General features: G+C 43.3%; 25 protein-coding genes and 1 tRNA gene. 12 read left to right on the top strand and 14 right to left on the bottom strand.

Going from position 1 to position 25,006, the window contains the following annotated elements; translation table 11 throughout:
* Positions 1 to 177: 177 nt before the first annotated feature.
* Complete coding sequence (topA, locus tag V7L29_RS25385; protein ID WP_334737168.1) at positions 178 to 2,346, bottom strand: type I DNA topoisomerase; 2,169 nt, start codon at positions 2,344 to 2,346, stop codon at positions 178 to 180.
* 13 nt (positions 2,347 to 2,359) lie between these two features.
* On the opposite strand from topA, the gene V7L29_RS25380 reads away from it, so the two are divergent.
* Positions 2,360 to 2,566: a hypothetical protein gene (locus V7L29_RS25380; RefSeq protein WP_334737167.1), complete on the top strand. Its 207-nt coding sequence runs from the start codon at positions 2,360 to 2,362 to the stop codon at positions 2,564 to 2,566.
* 136 nt (positions 2,567 to 2,702) lie between these two features.
* On the opposite strand, the gene rpmB is transcribed toward V7L29_RS25380, so the two are convergent.
* Together rpmB and htpG are read right to left on the bottom strand one after the other, a co-directional pair.
* Positions 2,703 to 2,939 (bottom strand): 50S ribosomal protein L28, encoded by a 237-nt coding sequence (rpmB, locus tag V7L29_RS25375; protein ID WP_334690597.1) that lies wholly within the window; start codon positions 2,937 to 2,939, stop codon positions 2,703 to 2,705.
* Positions 2,940 to 3,209: 270 nt separating this feature from the next.
* On the bottom strand, positions 3,210 to 5,201 hold the full coding sequence (gene htpG, locus V7L29_RS25370) for a molecular chaperone HtpG (RefSeq protein WP_334737166.1): 1,992 nt from the start codon (positions 5,199 to 5,201) through the stop codon (positions 3,210 to 3,212).
* An 866-nt stretch (positions 5,202 to 6,067) separates the two neighbouring features.
* On the opposite strand from htpG, the gene V7L29_RS25365 reads away from it, so the two are divergent.
* Positions 6,068 to 7,792: an ABC transporter ATP-binding protein gene (locus tag V7L29_RS25365; RefSeq protein WP_334737165.1), complete on the top strand. Its 1,725-nt coding sequence runs from the start codon at positions 6,068 to 6,070 to the stop codon at positions 7,790 to 7,792.
* Between the two features lie 57 nt (positions 7,793 to 7,849).
* On the opposite strand, the gene V7L29_RS25360 is transcribed toward V7L29_RS25365, so the two are convergent.
* Positions 7,850 to 9,307, bottom strand: coding sequence for a protein adenylyltransferase SelO (locus V7L29_RS25360; protein ID WP_334737164.1), 1,458 nt, complete (start codon positions 9,305 to 9,307; stop codon positions 7,850 to 7,852).
* A 122-nt stretch (positions 9,308 to 9,429) separates the two neighbouring features.
* Here V7L29_RS25360 and V7L29_RS25355 point away from each other — a divergent pair, with 122 nt between their 5' ends.
* Positions 9,430 to 10,107 (top strand): SMI1/KNR4 family protein, encoded by a 678-nt coding sequence (locus V7L29_RS25355; protein ID WP_334737163.1) that lies wholly within the window; start codon positions 9,430 to 9,432, stop codon positions 10,105 to 10,107.
* 25 nt (positions 10,108 to 10,132) lie between these two features.
* On the opposite strand, the gene V7L29_RS25350 is transcribed toward V7L29_RS25355, so the two are convergent.
* From V7L29_RS25350 to V7L29_RS25340, 3 genes are all read right to left on the bottom strand, one after another.
* On the bottom strand, positions 10,133 to 10,588 hold the full coding sequence (locus V7L29_RS25350; protein ID WP_334690602.1) for a hypothetical protein: 456 nt from the start codon (positions 10,586 to 10,588) through the stop codon (positions 10,133 to 10,135).
* Between the two features lie 384 nt (positions 10,589 to 10,972).
* Positions 10,973 to 11,548, bottom strand: coding sequence for a GNAT family N-acetyltransferase (locus tag V7L29_RS25345; protein WP_334737162.1), 576 nt, complete (start codon positions 11,546 to 11,548; stop codon positions 10,973 to 10,975).
* A 59-nt stretch (positions 11,549 to 11,607) separates the two neighbouring features.
* Positions 11,608 to 11,748: a hypothetical protein gene (locus V7L29_RS25340; protein ID WP_334737161.1), complete on the bottom strand. Its 141-nt coding sequence runs from the start codon at positions 11,746 to 11,748 to the stop codon at positions 11,608 to 11,610.
* Between the two features lie 97 nt (positions 11,749 to 11,845).
* Here V7L29_RS25340 and bioB point away from each other — a divergent pair, with 97 nt between their 5' ends.
* Entirely contained in the window at positions 11,846 to 12,853 is a 1,008-nt protein-coding gene (bioB, locus tag V7L29_RS25335; protein WP_334737160.1) for a biotin synthase BioB, read from the top strand.
* 108 nt (positions 12,854 to 12,961) lie between these two features.
* On the opposite strand, the gene petL is transcribed toward bioB, so the two are convergent.
* Positions 12,962 to 13,057 carry a cytochrome b6-f complex subunit PetL gene (gene petL / locus V7L29_RS25330; RefSeq protein WP_334690606.1) on the bottom strand — a complete coding sequence of 32 codons (96 nt, stop codon included), beginning with the start codon at positions 13,055 to 13,057 and terminating at the stop codon, positions 12,962 to 12,964.
* A 28-nt stretch (positions 13,058 to 13,085) separates the two neighbouring features.
* Entirely contained in the window at positions 13,086 to 13,280 is a 195-nt protein-coding gene (locus tag V7L29_RS25325) for a hypothetical protein (protein WP_334690607.1), read from the bottom strand.
* Between the two features lie 98 nt (positions 13,281 to 13,378).
* Here V7L29_RS25325 and aroB point away from each other — a divergent pair, with 98 nt between their 5' ends.
* Both aroB and V7L29_RS25315 read left to right on the top strand, forming a co-directional pair.
* Positions 13,379 to 14,512 carry a 3-dehydroquinate synthase gene (gene aroB, locus V7L29_RS25320; protein WP_334737159.1) on the top strand — a complete coding sequence of 378 codons (1,134 nt, stop codon included), beginning with the start codon at positions 13,379 to 13,381 and terminating at the stop codon, positions 14,510 to 14,512.
* 87 nt (positions 14,513 to 14,599) lie between these two features.
* The gene (locus V7L29_RS25315; RefSeq protein WP_334737158.1) at positions 14,600 to 15,178 is read left to right on the top strand and encodes a Uma2 family endonuclease; all 579 of its coding nucleotides are present in this window, start codon (positions 14,600 to 14,602) and stop codon (positions 15,176 to 15,178) included.
* Positions 15,179 to 15,333: 155 nt separating this feature from the next.
* On the opposite strand, the gene V7L29_RS25310 is transcribed toward V7L29_RS25315, so the two are convergent.
* Entirely contained in the window at positions 15,334 to 15,648 is a 315-nt protein-coding gene (locus V7L29_RS25310; protein WP_334690610.1) for an S-layer protein, read from the bottom strand.
* A 644-nt stretch (positions 15,649 to 16,292) separates the two neighbouring features.
* Here V7L29_RS25310 and V7L29_RS25305 point away from each other — a divergent pair.
* Positions 16,293 to 16,532 carry a hypothetical protein gene (locus V7L29_RS25305; RefSeq protein WP_334737157.1) on the top strand — a complete coding sequence of 80 codons (240 nt, stop codon included), beginning with the start codon at positions 16,293 to 16,295 and terminating at the stop codon, positions 16,530 to 16,532.
* A gap of 91 nt (positions 16,533 to 16,623) precedes the next feature.
* Complete coding sequence (locus tag V7L29_RS25300) at positions 16,624 to 18,027, top strand: tyrosine phenol-lyase (protein WP_334690612.1); 1,404 nt, start codon at positions 16,624 to 16,626, stop codon at positions 18,025 to 18,027.
* Positions 18,028 to 18,309: 282 nt separating this feature from the next.
* Here V7L29_RS25300 and V7L29_RS25295 read toward each other — a convergent pair whose 3' ends face one another.
* On the bottom strand, positions 18,310 to 19,161 hold the full coding sequence (locus V7L29_RS25295) for a CmcJ/NvfI family oxidoreductase (RefSeq protein ID WP_334737156.1): 852 nt from the start codon (positions 19,159 to 19,161) through the stop codon (positions 18,310 to 18,312).
* Between the two features lie 78 nt (positions 19,162 to 19,239).
* Positions 19,240 to 19,923: a glutathione S-transferase family protein gene (locus V7L29_RS25290; protein WP_334690614.1), complete on the bottom strand. Its 684-nt coding sequence runs from the start codon at positions 19,921 to 19,923 to the stop codon at positions 19,240 to 19,242.
* 130 nt (positions 19,924 to 20,053) lie between these two features.
* Here V7L29_RS25290 and V7L29_RS25285 point away from each other — a divergent pair, with 130 nt between their 5' ends.
* A complete protein-coding gene (locus V7L29_RS25285) occupies positions 20,054 to 20,533 on the top strand; it encodes a hypothetical protein (protein ID WP_334737155.1) in 480 nt (159 codons plus the stop codon).
* 54 nt (positions 20,534 to 20,587) lie between these two features.
* On the opposite strand, the gene V7L29_RS25280 is transcribed toward V7L29_RS25285, so the two are convergent.
* On the bottom strand, positions 20,588 to 21,379 hold the full coding sequence (locus tag V7L29_RS25280) for a TrmH family RNA methyltransferase (protein ID WP_334737154.1): 792 nt from the start codon (positions 21,377 to 21,379) through the stop codon (positions 20,588 to 20,590).
* Positions 21,380 to 21,555: 176 nt separating this feature from the next.
* Positions 21,556 to 21,636 (bottom strand) — tRNA-Leu (locus tag V7L29_RS25275).
* A 540-nt stretch (positions 21,637 to 22,176) separates the two neighbouring features.
* On the opposite strand from V7L29_RS25275, the gene murA reads away from it, so the two are divergent.
* The 3 genes from murA (at position 22,177) to V7L29_RS25260 (ending at position 24,933) form a co-directional block, all read left to right on the top strand.
* Positions 22,177 to 23,544 carry a UDP-N-acetylglucosamine 1-carboxyvinyltransferase gene (gene murA, locus V7L29_RS25270; RefSeq protein ID WP_334737182.1) on the top strand — a complete coding sequence of 456 codons (1,368 nt, stop codon included), beginning with the start codon at positions 22,177 to 22,179 and terminating at the stop codon, positions 23,542 to 23,544.
* 188 nt (positions 23,545 to 23,732) lie between these two features.
* Positions 23,733 to 24,611 carry a M48 family metallopeptidase gene (locus V7L29_RS25265; RefSeq protein ID WP_334737153.1) on the top strand — a complete coding sequence of 293 codons (879 nt, stop codon included), beginning with the start codon at positions 23,733 to 23,735 and terminating at the stop codon, positions 24,609 to 24,611.
* A gap of 178 nt (positions 24,612 to 24,789) precedes the next feature.
* Entirely contained in the window at positions 24,790 to 24,933 is a 144-nt protein-coding gene (locus V7L29_RS25260) for a hypothetical protein (protein WP_334737185.1), read from the top strand.
* Positions 24,934 to 25,006 lie beyond the last annotated feature (73 nt).

Genomic DNA, 25,006 nt, shown 5'->3' with positions numbered 1-25,006 from the left:
TAAAAAAAATTTCGTCTTTCTCCTCTAACTTTCGGGTTGTTGGCAGCAATTACCGCTACTGTAGTTTATTTATTTACTGCATGGATAAGTGATATATTATGGTCTAAGCACGAGCAAATGGGGTTGCTTCGAGACTGGATTCCCTGGCTAATAGGACTTTTCATTAATCCAATAACATTAAGTTTTTGATATCTCCCCAAACTTAGGACTCCACCACCCTTTTGGGGTACTGAAGTAAGCCACATCTTTATGTTTGGTATCCTTACGAGCTTGTGAGTCAGAACATCGCAACATTGTCTTACTCTGCCCCTCTTTGATATAACTGTACTCTTCCAGAGCTTTCTTACATACCGGGCAGGGATATGCCGTCATCTTCATGGGAGGCTTTTGTTGATTCTCAGCCTGGACTGCTTTCGTTTGTGGTGGCTGCCAAGTTTTGTTAAAGTCGCTCCAAAACAACACGACATTTTCACAGCCTTTTGTGCATTTGAGGAAATATTTCTTTTTAACCTTACTACTCGGAATTTTAGCAAGAAAATTTTTGCATTCAGGGCATCGAGTCTTAGAAGTTTCATATTTGCGCTCGTTTATCACATTAGCTTTACCTGTTGAGGAACTCGCAACTACAGTTTTAGCTTTGGAGAGCGCTGGTACTAAATAATTCTGATTCCAACTAGTTAAATAATGCTGCCAAGAGTTTTTTCCTTCGGAAATGGCATCAAGAGCATCTTCCATTTTTGCTGTGAATTCCGCCTCTAGTAAATCAGGCAGTGCTTTGAGTAAAAATGCATCAACTTCTAACCCTAACGCTGTCGGTTGCAGATGGTCTTTTTTCAACTCGACATAATTTCGTTTTTTTAAGGTAGCAACAGTAGGAGCATAAGTACTTGGGCGACCAATTCCTTTACGTTCCATCAATTGCACCAACTTTGGTTCGCTATAACGCGGTGGTGGCTGCGTTTGCTTTTTTTCATGTCCAGCATTCTCAAGTTTCAATGCTTGTCCCTGTTGTAATGAAGGTAAAACACTATCCTTGCTGAGATTGTTCCAGTAGCGGGCATAACCGTAAAATTCAATCACTTGCCCTCTCGCTGACCACAGTAAAGAACCAGACTGAGTAATCACCAGAGTTTTACGCAATTGAGCAGCACGACACTGAGAAGCAATTGACCGTTTCCAGATCATCACATACAGATTAAACTGATCATCAGGAAGTTCAGAGCGCAATTGAACTGAGGGGCGAAACACATCCGTGGGACGAATCGCTTCATGTGCTTCTTGAGCCGATTTGCTACTGCGATGCTTGGCGACTTGCGGCGGTACATTCGGCGGATCATTTTGCTCTAACCATTTACGGGCGCTGGCACAAAATTCTGGACTCAGCATTACGGAGTCTGTTCGCATATATGTTATTAGCCCTGCTTCATACAGCTTTTGGGCAACAACCATAGTTTTATCAGGAGCAAACCTCAACTTTGAACCAGCAGCTTGCTGAAGGCTGGAAGTTGTAAATGGTGGCGGTGGCTGGCGATTAACAATTTTTCCTTCAAAATGAATCACCTGATGTGGATGTTGCTGTGCTTCTTCAACTAAACGTGTAGCCTCTGCTTCAGAAAGAACACGTTTAGATTCGGGTGTTTCTGGACTATTACCTACCTTTGCATCATCATGAGTTTCAGTTTCTTGTTCTGCTGTATCTTTTGCAGAATCGACCGTACCTTTGTAAAAAGCTCGAAATCCTTCAGCATAATCTACCCAGACACTCCAGTAATCTTGGGGTACAAAAGTCAGAATTTCGTTTTCTCGCTGACAAATCAGATGCAAAGTCGCGCTTTGGACTCTGCCAACACTCTTAGCGCCGTTATTCAATGCCCAAACTAAAGGACTACCTTTATAACCTACCAACTTATCTAGGCAATCTCGACACAGCCCAGCACCGATTAAATTTTGGTCTAGCTTTCTGGGATTAGCGATCGCACTCTGCACCGCCGATGCTGTAATCTCAGTATAAATTACTCGTTTCGGTTCCCTTAAACCCAGCGTTTCTTTGAGATGCCAAGCGATAGTCTCGCCTTCCCGGTCTGGGTCAGTTGCTAAGACAACTTCATCAACCTGCCTCACCGCAGATTTAAGCTTCTGGATTGTTTCCTTTGCTCGTTGGTCACGCGGCACGTAATTGCACCGGACATTACTGCCGTCCATGACGAAGCCTAAGGAATCGTCCCCTTCATTGCTAAGTTCTCGGATGTGACCACAACTGGCGAGAACTTTCCAATCTGAACCCAGAATTTGACTGAGTTTTTTGACTTTTCCGGGAGACTCGACCACAAGCAGGCGTTTGATCATAGCAACTGCATTCTTGATTCTAAGCAATAAACTGGCAATTGCAATTAGCGATGGCTGCGCCAACGCCAAAGGCGAACGCCTCTTCTCGTTATCTGGATTTTCTAGATTAATACTGTACCAAAAAGCTTTAGAAATTGCTGAATTCAGTTTAGAAGTAAATCATTCCAACGCAATACTCCTCCAACAGCGATCGCCGTTGGAATTGGCTCAACTACTATGATTTTAGCCTCAACAATCTAGTGAGATTAGGTTTGATATTAAATAGTAGGGGCGCACAGCTAGCTGTGCGCCCCTACAAATCACCTGTATTCCACTTTCCGAAAGTCTCAGGTTATGAAATATACATTATACATTACTTAGTAATGATTCAGGTTAATGCCAGCTTCTTTTGCCATTGCTTCTAACCCTTTAATTTCTAAGGTTTTGATTGCTTTGGTAGACAGCTTTAATCTCACCCAGCGATTTCCGCCTTGCCACCAAACACGCTTGCTTTGCAGATTGGCGTGCTGAAGGCGTTTAGTACGGCGGTGGGAGTGGGATACAGCAAAGGCGTTATTTGCCTTCTTACCAGTTAGATCACAGCGACGGGACATAGCAAGTATCTCCAGATTGTTATTTTAATACAGCCTTTTCATTTTAGGTCTTAGGCAACAGAAGTAGGAGAGGAGATGGGGAGCAGAGGGAGCAGGGGGAGCAGGAGGAGATGAAGGAGAAAAAAATCCTGACTCTTGACTCCTGACTCTAACCGGAGGCGGAGCGTCTCCGGCTTTGCTCCTAACTTCTAACCGGAGGCGGAGCGTCTCCGGCTTTGCTCTTAACTTCTAACTCAGCACGGCCTAAACCATAGCTATCCGCTAACAGCACTATCTACTAGCTTGTTCCGTCAGCTTGGTGAGTACCTCATTTGAACGTTCGACGAAGGATTTCATCCCCTCAGCGTCGAACCCTTTCTGAGACATCAGCGCTAAATCATAGACGTGTTGGCAAATCAAGTTCACTAACTGCTCTGTAGGCGATTGACCCTCACCTTGAATGATACTACCTTGGTTAAGATTTGCCAGATTTTGAATCAACGGGTGAGCAGTATTCACCAGCAAAATGTGGTCTTCGGGAAACTCTGCTGTCTGCTGCTGCATCATGGCATTCATTTCTCGCAGGCGGCGGAGAATCTCTGGTAAAAGCACGATCGCAGGTGGTGTCCCTTGAGGATCGTCTGATTTCAAAGCTTCGGTGCGGATGTTAAGTTTAGGTTTGTTGAGGGATTTCTCAAATAACTCTTTGATCGTCTCACTCCGAGTTTTGTTAGTCTTAGGATCAATAATTTCCGTAGTTTTGTCTTGTTCTAGCAGGGTATTATCTAAGTCGGAATCTACGCGCGTAAATTTAACATCTTGATATTCCCGCTCTAGGAAGTTGATAAAGTGGGTGTCGATGAAGGAGTCCATAAATAGGACTTCCAAGCCTTGATTTTTGTGCAGTTCTATATAGGTAGCTTGGGTTGCTTCATCGGTACTGTAGAAAACCCGGTTTTCGTGGCGTTCTTTGTTGCGTTCTAGATACTCTTTGAGGGTAGTATAAGGAGCGCTGGATGCTGAGTTTTCAGGACTGGGTGAGGGAGGAGTGACATCTTGCCAAGCATCACCTTCAGAAGACTGTACTTCAACTGCTGGAGTTTCAGTAGCAGGTTTTTCTGTAAACTTGGCTGTGGTGCGGAAGACAATGATATCTTCAATTTGTTTTTTGAATTTCTCGTCGTTGAGAACGCCAAATTTCACAAAAGTACCAAGATCCTTCCAAGTGCTAATGTATTGTTCACGGTTATCGCGGAAAAGTTCTTTGAGGCGATCACCTACTTTTTTAGCAATGTAGTCACCAATTCTCCGCACGGTGCGATCGCCTTGCAAGGCACTGCGCGATACGTTCAGGGGAATATCGGTGCTATCAATTACACCCCGCATTGGAGTCAAAAATTGCGGGATAATTTCTTCGCAGTTGTCGCTAACAAAAACTTGATTGCAAAATAGCTTGATTTGCCCTTTAGTAACATCTACATCCGGCTTCATTTTGGGAAAATACAGAATCCCGTTGATGATAAAGGGATAGTCAGTATTTAGATGTACCCACAACAGCGGCTCTTCCTGAAAAGGATACAGGTAGCGGTAAAACTCTAAATAATCTTCTTGACTCAGGTTACTTAAAGACTCTCGCCACGGTGCTTTTTGCTTATTTAATACTTCGCCATCAAGTTTAATCGGTACTGGTAAGAAGTCACAGTAGGTCTTGACAAGATTTTTAATTCGTGCTGATTCTAAAAATTCCTCCTCTTCTCCTTGCAGGCTGAGAGTAATAGTGGTGCCGCGAGTTGTCCGGGGCGATTCTTCTAGGGTAAAAGCTGGAGAACCATCGCAAGTCCAGTGAACTGCCTGCGCCCCTTCTTGGTATGAGAGAGTATCAATCTCTACCTTTTGCGCCACCATGAATGAGGAGTAGAAGCCAAGACCGAAGTGACCAATAATCGGTTGATCTGATTTGCCTTCATACTTATGAATAAATTCTTCAGCACTAGAGAAGGCAACCTGATTGATATATTTCTTAACTTCTTCTGCGGTCATCCCGATACCGTTATCAGAGATGGATAGAGTCTTGTGATCTTTGTCAATGGCAATTTCAATTTCCGGGTCGCCTATCTCTCCAGCGTAGTCTCCGGCGCGGGATACCATTTTCAGCTTTTGGATGGCGTCTACAGCGTTGGATACCAGTTCCCGCAAGAAGATTTGGTGATCTGAGTAGAGCGACTTCTTAATGATCGGGAAAATATTCTCAGTATGAATACTGATAGTGCCTTGTTCTAGCATAATTGGTAATCTTCGACGTTAGTATCTGAAATGATGATAGTGGCTAATATAGCCTAGCCCTCTGTTTTCCAGGATAAACCCGGAGAACATAGAAAGACACGATACCAATTAGAATTTTAAAATCATAGCTTAGGCATCGCTCGTTTTTTAAGCATTGTTTGCCCCCATTTTGTGATTCGGATTTCCCTACTGCCGATTTTCAACGGAGGTCTATTAGCCTAGTTGAGACTCCTGTCTAAGTATTATTGGAATTTTTCTCTAACATCAAAAAATAATGGTACGGATAAGTTGGATCGATAAATTCTTGCTTGAGAGTTAACCCAGCTTTGGCAACAGAGTTTAAAATCCGCTTTTTGGGATATCCTGATTACCCAGGGAAAAAATTAGACGCAACTGGTGATGGTAACTAATGAGCCGATTTTTGGATAAATATTCCGAATTTATAATATCTAACGAGGTGATGAGTTGCATAAACAATGCCTACCTAACCTGATGGACTGACAAATGTGGTGGTTATACAACTACAGGATTCCTGGAAAAACTTTGAAAATAACAGTACTTTGACCCGACGACTAGAAGTCGTGGCTATACAAACGAAGTCCGCCTTCGCGGACTGAGCTTTTGAAACCCACGCAGGTGGGTTTGTCTGGTTCCCAGTCTCTGACTATTAGTGACTGACTATTAGTGACAAGCTTACCTTTTTGTTAAGTTGTTACCAATACCCAGAGGCTAGGAAGAAGAGAAAGTTGATCTGTTTTGCTCCTGATTTAGCAACGCCACTTGAAACTAATTAGGTTAACTGCTCAGAAACTCCCCAAAAGCTGATAGCGTCAAACAAAGGAGAATATCGTTGTGGATTTTCGAGCTTGAAAACGCATTCTAATTACTGGCTACTGCTGCCTTATATCCGACTCCAGTTGCAAACCATTATCAAGGGATTTGTTGGTATCTTGGGATACGTACTGGCGACATTAGTGTTGATCAATCTCGCCGGTAAATTGGCAACTCCCTTTGCACAAGGTAATGTAGTAGCGATCGCTCAAATAACTGGCAGCTGTGCCTTAGTCTTTCTTGTCAGAGGCTTGTTTCAGTCTATACAAGATATGTACATGGCAAAAGCTGCTTTGAGAGTTGCTTTTCATCTCCGCCAGCAAGTCTACGCCCATCTCCAAAAGCTAAATCTTAGCTATTTTGAAACGGCAAAAGCAGGTGATTTATCTTACCGCCTCACAGAAGATGTTGACCGGGTTGGCGAAGTAGTAAATAAAGTATTTCACGACTTTATCCCGTGCATTTTGCAGTTGCTGGCAATTCCGATTTACATGATTTACTTGAATTGGCAATTAACACTAGCAACAGTGATAGTTGCACCGCTGATGGGTATTTTAGTCGGCTGGTTTGGGGAACGGTTACGCAAGTATTCCTTGAAAAGTCAAAATCGCGTGTCGGGTTTATCAGCTATCCTCGCAGAAGTTTTCAACGGTATTCGTTTGGTACAGGCTTTTGCTGCCGAAAATTACGAAATCGCCCGCTTTGGCCATGAAGCAGAACGCAGTCTTAAAGCAAAATACTCAGCCGAACGCCTGAAAGCGATTCAAATTCCCATCGTCGGATTTCTGGAAGCCTTAAGTGCGTTATCGTTACTGATTGTGGGAGCATGGCAAATTTCCCAAGGTAACTTGACAGTGGCGAATTTTTTCAGTTATCTGGCGGCGGCGGCGCTGTTAATTGACCCCATTGGTCACACTACTAACAACTACAACGAATTTAAGCAGGGTGAAGCATCTGTTGACCGCGTTTTTGAATTGATGGCAATTCAACCGACGGTGAGCGAAAAGATAAATGCGATCGCTTTACCCCCAGTCAACGGCAAGGTAGAATATCGTCATATTTCTTTTGCCTATAAACCAGGTGAACCTGTATTAAAAGATATCAGTTTATTGGTATCACCAGGTGAAGCGATCGCTCTTGTAGGTGCTTCTGGTGCTGGTAAAACCACATTTGTGAATCTCCTACCGCGTTTTTACGACCCCGAAGTTGGGCAAATTTTCATTGACGGTGTTGATATTCGAGATGTCAAGCTGCATAGTTTGCGGCGACAAATTGGGATTGTTCCCCAAGAAACCATTATGTTTTCGGGGACAATTGCCCAAAATATCGCCTTTGGACAAGATGTTTTTGACATTAAAGCAGTTAAAGAGGCGGCGAAAATTGCTAATGCCCATCAGTTTATTAGCAAACTGCCAGAGGGTTATCAGACTTGGGTGGGTGAACGTGGGGTAAACTTATCAGGTGGACAAAGACAAAGAATTGCGATCGCTCGTGCTGTTCTGCTCAATCCCCAAATCTTGATTCTTGATGAGGCGACATCAGCATTAGATTCCGAGTCAGAAGCACTGGTACAGGAAGCGCTGGAAAGACTGATGCAAAAACGCACAGTGTTTATTATTGCTCACCGTTTATCTACAGTCAGACGGTGCGATCGCATTTTAGTTCTCGAACAGGGACAAATCGTCGAATCGGGAACCCATGAAGAATTATTAGCCCTAGAGCGTCGCTATGCGCGGTCTTATGCCCAGCAGTTTAGTTAGAGGCAAGGGGGACAAGGGGACAAAGGGAATAACCCATGCCCAATGCCTCCTTGTTAACTATTTTCTAGATTGAATTTGCTCCACTAAATCATAAAAAGGTTGCCAATTATCTTCCTGAACAATTGATTCCCAAATAGATTCAATCACAGGTCTTAATAATGCCGTTTCCGGATTATGAACAGTTAGAGTTTGGGCAATTACATCGATACAATCGCGCTCCAAATCATTCAAAATTGTATGATACAGTATGCACCAATCATCAAAAATTCCTGACGCACCCGGTACTGGTACAATATCTGAACTATTCATCACAAAACCTGGTTCATCTCGCCATTTAGATGAAAAAGTACGAGCCATCTCATAAAAGAATTGGTGATAACCAACTTGGCTCTCTTTCAAGAATTCAATCGTTAGATTCAAGAGTTTCCCTGCTTCTGGATGCGGCAAATCTTCAAAACCCAACTTTTTCAACATCAAAGAACTGTATTCAGCTTCATAATATTCGCCAAACTTAACTAATCCAGCTTCCATTTCACCTTTATTAATAATTGCCTTTAAAGGTTCCTGGAGCATTTCTAGATTCAACTGGCAAATAGTTGGTTGGTGACTGTAACAGTAGCGTCCAGAATAGTCAAAATATGCAGCTATAAAGTAAGGATTATAACTAGGGATAAACGCGTAAGGGCCATAATCAAAACTTTCTCCCGTAATCGACATATTGTCAGTATTGAGAACCCCATGACAAAAGCCAGCCGCCATCCACTGTGCTGCTAGTTCTGCAACCCGTTTAACTAATTCGGCGTAAAACAAGGCATATTTATCTTGTTCAGCACTTAAGTGTCGATAATAATGCTCAATTACGTGGTCTAACAGCTTCTTAGTTAAATCTGGACGCTGGAAATAGTGCAGTCGCTCAAAAGTGCCAAACCGAATATGAGAACTGCTCATCCTGACCATCACAGATGAACGGGTAGGTGAAGGTTCATCGCCCCGCCAGAGGGGTAAACCTGTTTCAATCATGCTCAGACAGCGCGAAGTACGTACACCCAAGTAGTGCAGTGCTTCCGCAGCCAGAACTTCCCGCATCCCACCTTTGAGCGTAAGCATACCATCGCCACCACGGGAGTAGGGCGTTCTCCCAGAACCTTTCGTGCCAAAATCGTACAATTCGCCATCATTGGCGCGTACTTGCCCGTAGAGAAAGCCTCTACCATCACCCAACTGTCCATTATACTCACCAAATTGATAGCCGTGGTAACGAAGTGCCAACAAGGGTTTGCGCCCCTGAAATTTGCCAAAAGCTGTGATAAAATCTTCGTCTTTGACTATTTGGGGGTCTAGACCGAAACGGGGTAATAGTTCATCGTTACGCCAACGCAGGAGGTGTTGGGGAAATTCCGCCGCTGCAACCTCATCGTAATAGTCACCGCCTAAAGATTCTAAGGCGCTTTCGTATTTGAGGGTGAGAAAAGGATTGCTAGAATTCTTGTAGTTTGGAGTTTCAGCCAGAGTCATTACGAGCAAAGCTTAATTCATTCTTCCCTTAATACTACCTCTGGCTTCAGCATCAGCATAGACGCAAAAAGCGACCCATATCTTAAATATGGCAGCGCCACCATCAAAATCTAGAGCGCATAATGAATAAAGTTTTACAATTAAAGGAAAAGTTAACTCAATTAGCTATCTTAGACGCTACATTTGAGGTTTTTGGCTCAGAATCACACCGATATCAATTTAAACCTTGCTTGAGTAACAAAGATATTCAAGCGTTTGAATCCAGATACAATATTACGCTACCAAGTGAATATCGAAACTTTCTTTTAGAAGTTGGCAATGGTGGTGCGGGGCCAGGATACGGGTTATCCGGACTATCGGGAATTGAATCTAAAGATGTCACCCCAGAAAAACTATACCAGGAGAACGACAAAATTCTCTCTAAACCATTTCCTTTAACAGCAGCATGGAATGATTTAGATTTGATTGTCATGAATAATACAGGTTTTGTTGCCAAGAGTGATGCTTACTTTGATGATAAGTTGATTCAGGGCACTCTCACCATTACAAATTATGGTTGTGGAATTTATGCGATGTTAGTCATTACTGGGGAGCAGTCAGGAAAAATCTGGATAGATGACCGTACTAATGATAATGGGATATATCCTGCTTCTTTGAGTTTTTGTCATGCTTTCCATGACACCAACTCTGATGATTTTCATCAAGATAGTGATGAGGAACAATCTTTATATTTTTATGATTGGTATGAAGACTGGCTCAACCGAAGTTTGGATCAAATCCGCCAGTCTTCCGAAACTTAACCTTGATTAAAGAAAACTGAGTTTTTTATTTTTTAATTGGTTGTGATGTTTGTGGAGTAATTCCTACTGAGTTTGATGTTGGTTGTGATGCCTGTGAAGATAGAATTTGTTTCACTTGCTGGTTATAAGTTTGCAAAATTGATTGAACCTTTTTCTGTTGGTCTTGATTCAGATCCAAAGATTTTAACACTATTCTGATTCTCTGACGGGATTGCAGTGCCGCCTTGAATTTAGTATCTTGAGGCGCGTTTAATAGAGCCTCAATATCCTTATCTCTTTGCTGGCGAGCCATTTGGATTTGTAATCGCTGTTGCTTTGTGAGTTTGATTGGCTGGTGTGATGCAGGACTAGTCTGAGTTTTTGAGGCTGGTGTCGTGGCGGAATTGGGAACTGGTACTGCTAAGACAACTCCGTGTAAGATGGTAGCAAAAGCGAAGATGGTAGAAAAGATAGATAAACGCTTTATAGAATTAATAGACATTTGAAAAAACTCCTCAATCATTTAATAAAATTGGACACATCGGCTAAAGCGAACCTTGATAACTGAGCCGGGTAGTGAACAAATATTACTATTGCATTTGCTTGTGGAGTTGTTGTGTATTTATTATGAATTTACTATGAAATTGTAGAGATTCACAACTGATATCTCAAATTCATTAAAACTCAGATATTGTACCATTATCAATAGCTGTAGGATAGGTAATGCTGACAAACTAAAAATAAGGGTTTGAGCGAAAGTTAAGCATTACCCACTCCCGAAAAGTTGCCGAAGTTGCGTTCAAAAATAGTATTTATAAATAAGTAAATTAAAAAGTAGGGATAGTGGGGAAAGAAAAGAAATATTAATAATAGTACTCAGCAACTTTTAAAACTTAGGTGCTTGCCAATTAGGATTGATCAGACTTGTCATAATATGATCTTCCCATTGCCCATTAATTAACAAATAGTCTCTAGCATATCCTTCAATGACAAAACCCAGTCTTTTGAGTACACTGCCACTTCGACGATTGTGAGGCATATAATTAGCCATGACTCGGTGGAAATTTAACTCTTGAAATAGATATTGAGTTGCGGCTTTTAGCCCTTCTGTCATGTATCCTTTACCTTGTTTCTTTTCAGCAAGGCTATATCCCACATAGCAAAAATGAGCGGCTCCTCGGACAAAATTATTAAAATTGATCGTTCCAATAATTATATTTGGATTTTTTTTGGTAAAAATAAATAGTTTTAAAGATTGCCCATTGATAAATTCCAAAAAACTATTCTCTATGTGATAGTGCCAATATTCTTCAGTGAAAAAACCATCGCCCCAAAGAGGGTAGAATGGAGTGAGATAAGTTTTATTATCAGTAAAGTATTTGATAATTTGGGGTATATCTTTATGGATCGCTGCTCGTAATAATAGGCGATCGCTTGTAATTAGTGGCAGTTCTGATATCATAAACTACTTAATCGACGGGATCTCTTCCCAAAACATTCTCGCTAATTTTGTAAATTCTCTCATACCTGTGGTTTAGCAGCAGTGAAGTGAGTATTTTTGCTGTGAATCTGCCATTCAACCAAAATCTTGATAAGCTGATGTCTAATATCTAGAGTGGAAGGATTGAGAGCCAATGGGTGATAAAGCACAGTGCGCGGCATAACTTCAATAAAATCGCTTTGCCCAAACGCTGTACCGCAGGAAATTCAACCAAAAGACAGCTCAAGATTTAACCCAGTCTACAAGAAGGATAGTGATGTGGTGGGAATACGCTACGATTGGCAGGAATTAGAGATTCGGGCGATATACAACGCGCCATTGCTAGAGCTTATTTATCAAGCTGCTAGCTTGCATCGCCAATATCATGACCCAACAAAAATACAAGTTTGTAAACTCATATCGATTAAAACGGGAGGTTGTCCAGAAGATTGTAGCTACTGTGCCCAATCTTCCCGCTATAAAACACAAGTAAAGGCACAAGCACTTTTAGAAAAGGAAACGGTAGTTAGCATCGCCCAGAAAGCTAAAGAAACTGGTGTTAGTCGCATTTGCATGGGTGCTGCTTGGCGGGAAGTGCGGGATAACTCACAATTTGAGGAAGTCCTGGAAATGGTCAAGGATGTAACCGCAATGGGTTTAGAAGTGTGCTGCACTCTAGGTATGTTGACGGCAAATCAGGCTAGGAAATTGGAAGAAGCCGGACTTTACGCCTACAACCATAATTTAGATACCTCGCAAGAATATTACAGCACAATTATTACTACGAGAACATATAGTGATCGCTTGAACACAATTGAAAATGTCCGTCAAACAAATGTTACTGTCTGTTCCGGCGGTATCCTGGGATTGGGCGAAACTGTCGATGACCGTGTTGGTATGTTACAAACTCTGGCAAACTTACATCCGCATCCAGAGTCAGTACCAATTAATATTCTTTCACAAGTACCAGGCACACCCTTAGAAAATCAGCCTGATGTTCCCATTTGGGATATTGTGCGAATGATTGCCACAGCCAGGATTTTAATGCCAGCTTCCGATGTGCGTCTTAGTGCCGGTAGAGCTAGACTTTCTCAAGTAGAACAAGCTTTCTGCTTTATGGCAGGAGCCAATTCTATTTTTTCCAGTGACGATAACAAGATGTTGACAGTGACTACTCCCTGTCCAGATTACGATACTGACCGAGAAATGCTGAATTTACTTGGTTTAGGAATGCGTCCGCCTTCTCAAAGACAGGAAAAGGTAGCAAGTCCAGCTGTAATGGGATAAATATCTTCTTGTGGGATGGGCGTCTCGCTCGTCCTTATTAAACTGAGGGCAGGCAAGACTTCGGCGTGAGCGCTCAGTCGAACGCTGCCCGCCCCACAAGAGTCTTGGTTAAATTATTTTGGCAGTCCGCAAACCGAAGAACAGACCTACAGTTAAACCAAAGAACAAAGCTAAAAAGCCGATGTAAGCTGCAATTGCAAACATTTGTTTTTCTCCACAATACTTCCTAAATCTATTGAATCATTAGTTGTTGGGCATTGGGGAGCCAGTGCGTTGCAAAGGTTCCCGACGCTCGGTCGTGCAGCGTGCCGTAGGCAAGACTCGCTACCGCTTCTCTACGAGACGCTACGCGAACGCTATCCGTTGTACCCCTACGGGGAAGCAAGCTAGCAAGAGCGTCTCCAACAGGAGAAGCAACTGGCGTCATTGGGCATGGGTTATTGCCCTTGTCCCCCTCATCTCCCTACTCCCCACTCCCCGATTGCGATAGAATACAGCCCACGGGCGCTCGTTTGGGGTTGGGCAATGACTTCTGTAATTAATGTGAATTTACCAGAGCAGTCTTATGAGATTGCGATCGCACCTTCGAGTTTAGATCAACTGGGTCAACACATGGCCAATCTGAAGTTAGGCAAGAAGGTACTGCTAGTTTCTAATCCGACGATTTTTAAGCATTATGGGGAAAGAGCGATAACTTCTCTGCGAGACGCTACGCGAACGTTAAGCTCCGCTAACGCATCCCTGACATCTGCTGGATTTGAAGTTGCTAGCTGCACCCTACCACCTGGTGAACGCTACAAAACTCTCAATTCCATCCAAAAACTTTACGATATCGCCTTGGAAAACCGCCTAGAACGTTCTTCTACGATGGTGGCTTTGGGCGGAGGTGTGATTGGCGATATGACTGGCTTTGCCGCCGCAACTTGGCTGCGCGGCATTAATGTTGTCCAAGTACCTACCACTCTCTTGGCGATGGTGGATTCGGCAATTGGTGGCAAAACTGGCGTGAATCATCCCCACGGCAAAAACTTAATTGGGGCATTCCATCAACCGCGCTTGGTTTTGATTGACCCAGATGTGTTGAAAACTCTTCCTATGCGCGAGTTTCGGGCAGGAATGGCAGAAGTTATTAAGTACGGTGTGATTTGGGATGCCGAATTGTTTGCCCAATTGGAAGCAAGTAAACGCCTCGACCAACTCCGCTATCTAAAACCTGAATTAATAAACAATATATTAACGCGCTCTTGTCAAGCGAAAGCTGACGTTGTTAGCAAAGATGAAAAAGAAGGCGGATTGAGGGCGATTCTCAACTATGGACATACCATCGGTCATGCAGTGGAAAGTTTGACTGGTTATCGTCTAGTGAATCACGGTGAAGCGGTGGCTATTGGCATGGTAGCAGCCGGACAAATTGCTGTGGATTTGGGACTGTGGCAAAAAAAAGACACGGAACGTCAAAATGCTTTAATTCAAAAAACGGGTTTACCGACTCAGTTACCAGCTGGGGTGGATATTGAAGAAATTATTCAGGCGTTGCAGTTAGATAAAAAAGTCAAAGCAGGGAAAGTGCGGTTTGTTTTACCAACAGAGATTGGTGTAGTCACAGTTACCGATGAAGTGCCATCGGATATTATTCGGCAAGTGTTGCGGGGAATGTGAACAATTTGAAGAAGAATTTAGGAATCAGAAGTAAAATTATTTGCTCTGTTCTTCAATTACGAATTACGAATTACGAATTATTCAGCCATGATACTCCAAGCCAAAAATCAATTAACTTTGCAAGAGTTCTTGAATCTTCCACCAGGCGAGGGAGATATTACCTACGAACTTGTTGATGGTCAAGCAATTCTTAAGATGTCACCAAAGTTTTTTCACGCAAAACTTACCCGCGTCCTTCTCAATTTGATTGAGCAATCGTGTGAGGGGAAAGGAGAGGTTTACCCAGAATGGGCTGTTGCATTAACCCGTCGGGGACGAGATTGGATGCCAATTCCAGATATTTTATATATCTCTAATGAACGTTTTCCCGCCAACTGGGACGAAGACGAAGCTTGTCCTGTTCCTCCCGATTTAGTGATTGAGATTATTTCGCCAGGACAAACCTTTGGACAAATGGCAGCTAAAGCCAAAGACTATTTAGATGCTAAGGTGCTGCGGGTGTGGGTATTAGATAGTAAAGCTAGAAGTATTACTGTTTTTTATCCAGATGCAGCACCACAAACTTATATGGGAGAAGAATTGCTCAAAGATTCTTTATTTGATGGATTGGAATTTACTGTTGATCAGGTATTTCAAAAGGCAAAAATACCATTAGATACCGAATAGCACACTTTTTGCATCTAGCACAATTCTCTTCATCTCAACATCCATTTAAATTTCAATCGGCGGCTTTAGCTACTCAAATTTCGGCGCTGCTAAACCAAAATATGAATCAAGCGTAGGCGTAGCCCGTCGTAGACATCGCCTTAGTGAGCAACGCCCTATTTTTGAAACTGCGGTTCTTTCTGTGGTTGCTGCTGATTATTTGTTGGTTGTAGTTTTTGAAATAAAGCTGGTGGTGTAGCTTTGCGGAAAGCGCCACAGTAGTGCATAGTCATAACCGCTTTCAAAGCCCAATGATTTGCTGGCACATCACTAAAGGGATTTGGTAAAGTTTCTGCTTGATTTTGGACACAAGCATTCAAAACTTGATTCGATTTTCCTGGAGTGTCGGTAGTAGGTTCTTGAGATTTAGCAGGAGTAACAAAGCTAGTAGTAGCTAGCACTATAACTGTTGCCAGAAGTTTACAGTTCATAATTTGAGTTTTTTAGGGATGAAAGTCTACCCTATCTTAGTTCCCAGGCTGCTGCCCAGGAACTAGAATAACCTTACTCAGATTAAGCGTTAGAAAACATTGTAAGCATTACTAATAGAACAACTAATGCACTGATCCAAAGGGCTAACGATCCCCAACTAACTGAATCTTTTTGTACTTTTTGCCAGAAATTTGCGACTAAATTATTCCGAATTGCCATTTTATAACCTCCAATTTTTATGAAACTTGTACTAACTCAATGCATTAAGCCTGCATTGAGTAAAAAAAATTCATCTTTGGGGATATCAGCCTTAATTTGCTGATTCCCAAAGATTAACCAGCATAGATTTAAATTAATCTATGCAGCAATCGCCAATGCATATGTCTCAACGCATCACTGATCTAAAAACAAAAAATTACAAAAAAATATTTGTTGATGCTTAACTTGATTTTCCCATACGTAAGTGTTTACACTCAAAAATTTGGTGATTTTGAGAGAATTCTTAATGTTGTGTTAACCACGGATAAAAGTTAGTGTTTCTCAAATCACAAACTACGTAAATAGTGAGTCTGTTTCACTTTCACTTGCGATTTCTCTAGACTTGAAAATAGACACAATTAACAGTGAAATTGGTAGGTAAATAATGGTGCAACAAATAAGACATAATGAACCGCAATATATCTGTATTATTCCAGTTGAGAGAATTACAGCTAATCAAGACGAAGAAATCATTGCATTTGGTGTATCTGCCGACAAGGCAAAAAAACAAGGCGAGGAATTATTAGCATCTACCTATGGTTGTAATCAATCGCAAGTTTTGGAATTGATGCAGCAAGCACGAATTGAACCAATAGCTCAGTGGTGTGCCCCTCAAGAGCGCTAAAACTAGTTATGACAGTCTTGGCAACAGCAAGTATTAGCAACCAAAATGGTATGCAAATGTTCAGCCAACATACATAAAGGAGAATCAATCTATGACTGACGCCAAGCAAACTTCCCCGCGCCGCCGTCGCTCTTGGGCAGAGCCATATAAAATCAAGGTGGTTGAGCCATTAAAAATCACCACTCGTGCTGAACGTGAACAGGCGATCGCTCAAGCGGGTTACAATACTTTTCTGTTACGTTCTGAAGATGTTTACATTGATTTGCTGACTGATAGCGGCACCTCAGCCATGAGTGATTACCAGTGGGCAGGAATGATGCTGGGTGATGAAGCTTACGCCGGCAGCAAAAATTTCTACAATTTAGAAGCAAGCATCCAGAAGTATTATGGCTATCGCCATATTGTGCCCACTCACCAAGGGCGTGGTGCAGAAAACATCCTTTCTCAAATACTAATTAAACCAGGTGACTACATACCTGGCAATATGTATTTCACTACAACCAGACTGCATCAGGAGTTAGCAGGCGGCACTTTTGTAGATGTGATTATTGATGAAGCCCACAATGCCCAATCACTGCATCCATTTAAGGGCAATGTAGACTTGCAAAAGCTCACAGACCTAATCGAGCGAGTCGGAGCAGAACGTATTCCCTATATCAGCGTCGCTGGAACTGTGAATATGGCTGGCGGACAGCCGATTTCAATGGCTAACCTGCGGGCGGTATATCAGTTAGCCCAAACCTACGGTATCCGCATTATTCTTGATGCCACCCGCGCTGTGGAAAACGCTTATTTTATTCAACAGAGAGAGGAGGATTATAGTAAAGAGGCGATCACAACTATCTTACAAGAATTTTGCTCCTATACCGACGGTTGCACCATGAGTGGCAAAAAGGATGCACTAGTTAACATCGGTGGTTGGCTAGCTCTGAATGACTATAACCTTTACGAAGAAGCACGTAACCTGATAGTAATCTATGAAGGTCTACATACTTACGGTGGTATGGCTGGGCGGGATATGGAAGCTATGGCACGGGGTATAGAAGAGTCAGTTCAAGATGATCATATTCGTGCCCGTGTGGGGCAAGTTGAGTATCTCGGACAAAAGCTTTTAGATTGGGATATTCCAATTGTTGTGCCTATTGGTGGTCATGCCATTTATTTAGATGCCAAACGCTTTTTACCACAAATTCCCCAAGACCAATTTCCGGCACAACGTCTAGCAGCAGAACTATATCTAGAAGCAGGTATTCGGGCAATGGAACGGGGTATTGTTTCAGCAGGACGCAGCAAAGAAACAGGCGATAATTATTATCCAGAGTTAGAACTAGTACGTTTGACTATTCCACGCCGCGTTTACACCCAAGCTCACATGGATCTTACTGCTGAGGCAGTTGAAGAAGTTTATTATAATCGCGATCGCCTACGCGGACTCAAAATGATTTACGAGCCGAAGTATCTCCGCTTCTTTCAGGCAAGATTTGAATTGCAGTAGTAGGGGGTATTGGGTATTGGGCATGGGGCATGGAGAATAGGGAATGAGTCTTTAATACTCGCTGACGAGTCTTTAATACTCGTGAATGAGTCTTTAATACTCGCTGACGAGTTTTTAATACCCGTGAATGAGTCTTTAATACTCGCCGACGAGTCTTTGAACTCCGTGAATGAGTCTTTGATACTCGCCGACGAGTCTTTAATAGTTGTGAATGAGTCTTTGATACTCGCCAACGAGTCTTTGAACTCCACTCCCAGGCCCCTCTGCTCCCCTGCCTATTTCTTATGCGGCATAGAAAACCAATGTCCGTAACTCAATACTCTCACGTGGCGGGGCATCCGGTTGGCTTGTTGGGTCATCAAATGCAGTGTGGGCGGTGAACCGCGCCAAACCTTTCTCTGCTGAGTCAAAACACTTGATGAGTAGCGCCTCGTTCCGTTGCATTTGCGGAAAGTAGAACCACCGATGTTTCGGGTTGTATGTAATCGCGTAGGTTTCGCCGACGCGATCGCGATATACAAGGTCGGTAGCCACAAGGTCTGTTGGTGCGATACTTTGGGCATCACACACTGCTAATGGCGACTCCTGCACTGGCCCTGCGATCGGTCGCCAGAGGTTGACTACACTGAATCTGTGCTGTAGAAGCTCATCAGCGTCTTCAGTACCGATTGCTTCCAACACCGCACGGGCACGACTATAGCCAGATTTAGCGGTGAAGTCGTTGTGTACGCCTCTTACTGGCGTCTTGATGCCTTGCTCCCCCTGCTTCGCCCGTTCGGCATTACGGAGGTTGTGATCGAACACTATCACCTTTTGGGCACCTGTCAAATCCTTGAGGAATTGCTCGGCCTCAGGGTAGTAAACGTGGCTCACCTCATCTTGATCATAAAAGTCTTTAATAGTGGTGTGGTGTTCGGCCAAAGCGAATCCCTGTTGATCTAAGGACACATCTTCTGAGATTGTCCGAGCATCGTAGATTGGGAGTTTGTATACCTCATACTTCCCGCTTCGCTGTGGAATCCCTGGCAGTGGTTCGTAGGTGTAGTTGACAGGTTTTTCTGCTGTCGGGGTGAGGTAATTGAGTTCTCCCTCAACGTGCGGTAGATCCTTGAACAATTGACTGTTTAAGCTCATGGATTAAATCTCCCAGTGAATTCAACAATGTTTTAATGACAGAGGACAGGGACTCTAACCTGTTCCCTATTTCTTGTCTTACTTTTGAGCAGAAGCAACGGCAGTGGGCGCACCAAGAATCTTGGCAAATCGTTCTATATAGAAGCTTGCAGGATTTTCCACAGCCCGAATTGACTGGCGATCGCGCACAGTATTCCACCATTTCTGCAAGCGGGGGGTTTCTATTGGTAAGGTGAAATTGCGGAAGTGTTCCAGGAGGGGCAAGCGTTCAAACCAGGGATAGAAGCTGATATCTACTAAACTCAGCTGATCTCCTAACCAGTAAGGGCGATCACCAGACACCTTACCTAGTCCTTCTTGTTCAATGTACAACAGAGATTCTAAAAACTCTCTTTGTCCCTGTCCCTGTTCTTGAGCATCTTTACCACGCAGGAGTTTGTTAAAGGCGGGTACAAACCGAGTGTTGGCATAGTCGATCCAGATCCGGGCGATCGCTTTAGCACCCGGATCGCGGGGTAATAGAGGTGGTTCTGGGAAGACTTCGTCAAGATATTCGTTGATAATGGCAGATTCATAAATTTCGATATCCCCATGTTTGATCGCAGGGACTTTGCCGTAGCGCGAAATCTGAGTGTAGCCATCTGGTTTGTTTTGTAAGTCAATTTCAGTGGCGCTAAAGTCAATTCCTTTTTCTAGTAAAACCACACGCGTTCTTTGGGAAAAGGTGGAGGCTTTGGCAAAGTAAAGTTGTACGGTACTCATAAAATACTTTCCTTGTAAATATTGCGTAGACAGTGCAGCCCCAAAGAATCAGAAACTCCAGGCTTGTTGCTAGACACCGCCCAGTTTGGACGCAAGAGCGCCATCACATACTATAAAATAATACTACTAATTGTCTATCGGTTTACCGTTTTATGCCTTAGGAGTATTTGATAGTCTTTGCAAAAATACAAGTCTTAACAATTGGAGACAGCTTGGCAAAAGTAACAAAAGCCAAGTATCGATATTCTTGATAACCACTGCTAAAGTTGATACAGCACACAACTATGATGTTATAAGTGCAAAATTTAAATCTGTAGGAACTGCAATCAAAATTAAGTCAGTAAATCAGGATTTTCAAGTCAATATTATGGAGCAAAGTCAGCCACAACAGCGCCGCGCCGCTGATCAAGTATTTCAACAATCCCTGGATCAGTTGGAGGATATCTTACAAGAAAGTTTGACTGAGGAAAAAGAGATCCCCCAAGTGCATACGAGTACTGTCACTGAAGTCGAACTCGATCAAGACTTGACAACGATTGAGTTAGCTGCTCTTGAGGACGCAGTTGCTGATATTGAACAATATCTCGAAGAAAAAACGAAAACCAAATAAAAGTTATGAGTTATGAGTTCTAAGTTTTAACTTCTAACTCCTGTACAGACGCGATTAATCGCGTCTCTCTTGACTCATTTGCCGCCGAGCTTCGTACAACATTAAAGCGGCTGCGATCGCCACATTCAAGGATTCTACCCCAGGACTCAAAGGAATTCTGACTTGTTTATCTGTGATCGCTGCTAAATCTGCCGACAATCCAGCACCTTCATTCCCCAGTAAAATCAGACTGGGTTTGCGCCAGTCCACCTCCCAATAAGTTAAAGTCGCACTGGGTAAGGTTGCCACTACCTGCATTCCTGCCTGCTGACTTTGTTTAACTGTAGCTTTTAAATCTTCGGTTACTGCCGTTGCTAGGCGAAACCATTGCCCTGCTGAAGCCCGGAGAACTTTAGGGTTGTCTAAATCTACACTATCTCCACTTAGCCACAACCCCGATGCTCCAGCGGCAGCAGCAGTGCGGATCATCGTACCCAGGTTCCCCGGATCTTGCACCGTTTCTAAAGCTAGCACTAAACCAGTAAATGGTAGTTGAGTTTGGCGATAGCTTCGTTTTGCCGTTGCAACCACACCATCCGGTTGGACTGTAGTAGCGATCGCATCCAAGACTTCTTTACTGACAATTTCGGCGCGATCGCATCGGCTACAAGCTTTTGACCACAGCCAAGTATTGGCTGCTTGCCATTCTGGGGTACAACATACTGTTTCTAGTGGGTAATTCACCGTACAAGCTTCCTCTAAAAGGTGCGTCCCTTCCAGCAAAAATAACTGCTGCTTGTGCCGTTCCTTGGTGGAGTGGAGTTTGCGGATTTGCTTGACTAGGGAATTTTGTAAACTGGTCAACACGATTTTGGATTTTGGATTTTGGATTTTGGATTTTGGATTAATCTAAAAGACGCTTGCGGACTCGCTCTAAGCGTTCGCGTTAGCGTCTTGTAGAGAAGCTATGCCGTTCGCGCAGCGTCTCTGTTAGGAGAAGGCTTTACGCTGCGCTATCGGCAATTTAAAATCCAAAATTAATATGCGGAACCCGGGACTTGAACCCGGAAGCCTTGCGGCACTAGAACCTGAATCTAGCGCGTCTGCCATTCCGCCAGTTCCGCTGGCAATTATCTTTAATCGACAATTCTTTATTATTGCGTAATTTTTTACCTTTGTCAAGTAAAAACATTACCTCTTGTTATAAGTCTCAAACTGGAAATGAGCTTTTCAGGGGATAAGTAGGTTGGCGTGAATAATTATCGTTGGGATAAGGCAGTTCTTGCTGGCGGCTTTTAACTGGGGGAAAAAGGGTTTGAGCCTTGTTTATTTTTCTTCACACAGTTTGGTTTTATTGTGCCGACTTACTTAGGTCGAATCAAAATATTAACTCAACAATACAGCAATGATTTTTAGAAAATACTTAAGTTATTTTACTGAGTATTTAATTTTGCATAAAGTTACTACTTATTCGTTCTTTTTTGTTAAATCTTTAAAGAGGTCAAAAAGCTTGCTATTGCTTATTTTCAGCTTATGTTTTTCATTCAAAAAACAATTTTTTTCTGCAAGATTTTGCCTTAAAACGTGGACAAATTGAATCTTTACTGTAGAATCAAAACCAACTTCAAACATATAAAATACGTATTACTTTTGGAGGTAGGCTTATTAATCCTTTTACCAGCTTACCAGATGCCAAATTTGCTCCAAAAGCAGACTCCTCAGTCTTGCAAATTTGGGGTGGGCATCCTTTGCGAGGTCATGTGAAAATTAGTGGGGCAAAAAATTCAGCACTGGTAATCATGGCTGGAGCCTTACTGTGTCCAGGTGATTGTCGCATCCGCAATGTCCCGTTATTAGCGGACGTAGAGCGGATGGGTCAGGTATTATCGGCTTTGGGTGTACGCTTAACACGGCAAGGCGACATTTTAGACATCAACGCCAGCGAAATTAAAACATCAAAAGCTCCCTACGAACTAGTTACCCAGTTGAGGGCGAGTTTTTTCGCCATTGGTGCCATTCTGGCAAGATTGGGAGTAGCGCAAATGCCCTTACCAGGCGGTTGTGCTATTGGGGCAAGACCAGTTGACTTGCATGTCCGGGGACTGCAAGCAATGGGAGCTGAGGTACAGATTGAGCATGGCATTTGTAATGCCTACGTTCCTGGCAGCAGCCGGAGATTAAAAGGTGCGAAGATTTACTTAGATATCGCTAGCGTCGGAGCGACGGAAAACTTGATGATGGCGGCTACCCTGGCAGAGGGCGAAACGATCATCGAAAATGCTGCCAGAGAACCGGAAGTAGTTGATTTGGCTAACTTCTGTAACGCGATGGGAGCTAAGATAAAGGGGGCGGGGACTAGCAGAATTATTATTGAAGGAGTTCCCAAGTTGCATTCTGTTGACTACAGTATTATTCCCGATCGCATTGAGGCCGGGACATTTTTGTTAGCAGCAGCAATTACCCGCTCAGAACTTACCCTCTCGCCGGTGGCTCCAGAACATCTTGTACCAGTGATTGCCAAGCTGCGGGATATTGGGGTGATAATAATTGAGGAAAAGCCTGAATACTTACGTATCCTGCCAGCGAAAACCCTCAAGGCAACGGATATTGAAACTCAATACCATCCAGGTTTTCCCACAGATATGCAAGCGCCGTTCATGGCTTTGCTGGCATTGGCGGAAGGCGACAGCGTGATTAACGAATCCGTCTTTGAAAATCGCTTACGTCATGCCTCAGAATTGAATCGCTTGGGGGCAGATATTCGTGTCAAAGGCAACGCTGCTTTCGTTCGGGGAGTACCAAAATTGTCTGGCGCACCAGTATTAGGCACAGACTTACGAGCATCGGCAGCGCTAGTCATAGCAGGACTGGCGGCAGAAGGACAAACCATAATTCAGGGATTACAGCACCTTGATCGCGGCTATGATCGACTCGATGTGAAGTTACAGCAATTGGGGGCTAAAATCTTGCGCGTAGGCGAAACATCAGCAGATGCAGAAATCGCTTCCAGCATTAGTAGCCTGTCAAGTTGAAATTGATCGGTTGAGACTGATGTTGGAACAAGGGGAATGAGGGAAACGAGGGAGACAAAGTAAAATTTTCTCCCCCTGCTCCCCTGCTCCCCCTGCCCACCCTACTTAAATCGTTATACTAACTGTGGGAGGCTGTTTATTTAACCAGCCAGATTCCATAGTTGTGTTTTTTTATAGCTTGCTGCACTATGTCCTTCTTCAAAACCCCGCTGATTGGTTTAAAAGCTGACTCATTTCGTCATCCATTAGACCTGGAAGCTACCAAAACGCTCAAGCAAATACCAGGCATAGATATGTTGGTGCGAAATTGGCTCGGCCCAATGGCAGAGCAGGTTTTCTATGTGGAAAATATTGCTTCCAGCGTTCTGGTGGGTGAACAGCAACTGCCTGATTTATATAAGCTGTTGTTAGACGCCTGTAAAATCCTGGATATAGAGCCTCCCCAGTTGTACGTCCGGCAACATCCGGCTCCCAACGCCTATACTTTTGCTGTGCGGGGTAAGCAGCCCTTTGTTGTGCTACACACATCCCTGATTGATATCCTCACACCAGAGGAAATACAAGCAGTAATTGCCCACGAATTGGGGCATCTCAAGTGTGACCATAGCGTTTATTTGACTCCTGTAAATTTATTAATATTAGCTGCGGCGATTGTGCCCAATGTTGGCACCTTCGTTGCTCAAGCGATACAGGCGCAGCTTTTAGAATGGGTTCGCTGTGCTGAGTTTACCTGTGATCGCGCCGCATTACTAGCAACCCAAGATCCCAAAGTTGTCATGTCAGTGTTAATGAAGCTGGCGGGTGGTTCCCCCACCTTAGCGCCACAACTGAATCTCGATGCCTTTGTTGCCCAAGCCCGCGCTTACGATGACATTAGCAAGACCGAACTAGGCGAAATGGTCAAAGCTGCCCGTACAGCCCAATTAACCCATCCAGTACCAGTGCTGCGGGCGCGAGAAATTGACCGTTGGTCAAGCAGCACAGAATATCAAACTCTGTTGCAAAGTCATGGACTTAAGTCTACAAGTAATGAAGTTGTACCCAAAGGCGGATGGCGAAACTGGTAGAGCTACAAATGAAATTTAGTTATCTAAATTAGATGTGTTTTAGCTTACAATACTCCAGAGGATTTGCTAATGCGTTGGCGCAGCCCGTCGTAGACATCGCACTTCCTAAATTTCTTCAGGCAAGCTATGGGCGATTGCACTGTGATCTAAAATATTGGTACAGCCGAAAAATCAGCTAATGGCCAGGTTCCCTTACGACCAGTTCGCCAAAGACTATCTTAAAGAATTGTTACAACCATTGGGGGAAGTGGAAACAAGTCGGAAAGTTCCAGCCCAAATCCGAGAGATTGATGTTTATTTTGTACCTGACTTTTCCCGTTAAGTCTTGAAATGCTTACTGGTAAAGGATTCAAGAAACAGCGCAGCATATACGGTACAGTAATTAAAATTCGGTG

The organism is Nostoc sp. (assembly GCF_036916575.1).
In the GTDB taxonomy this organism is placed as follows: domain Bacteria; phylum Cyanobacteriota; class Cyanobacteriia; order Cyanobacteriales; family Nostocaceae; genus Nostoc.
This window is presented reverse-complemented; position numbering and strand designations above follow the sequence as displayed.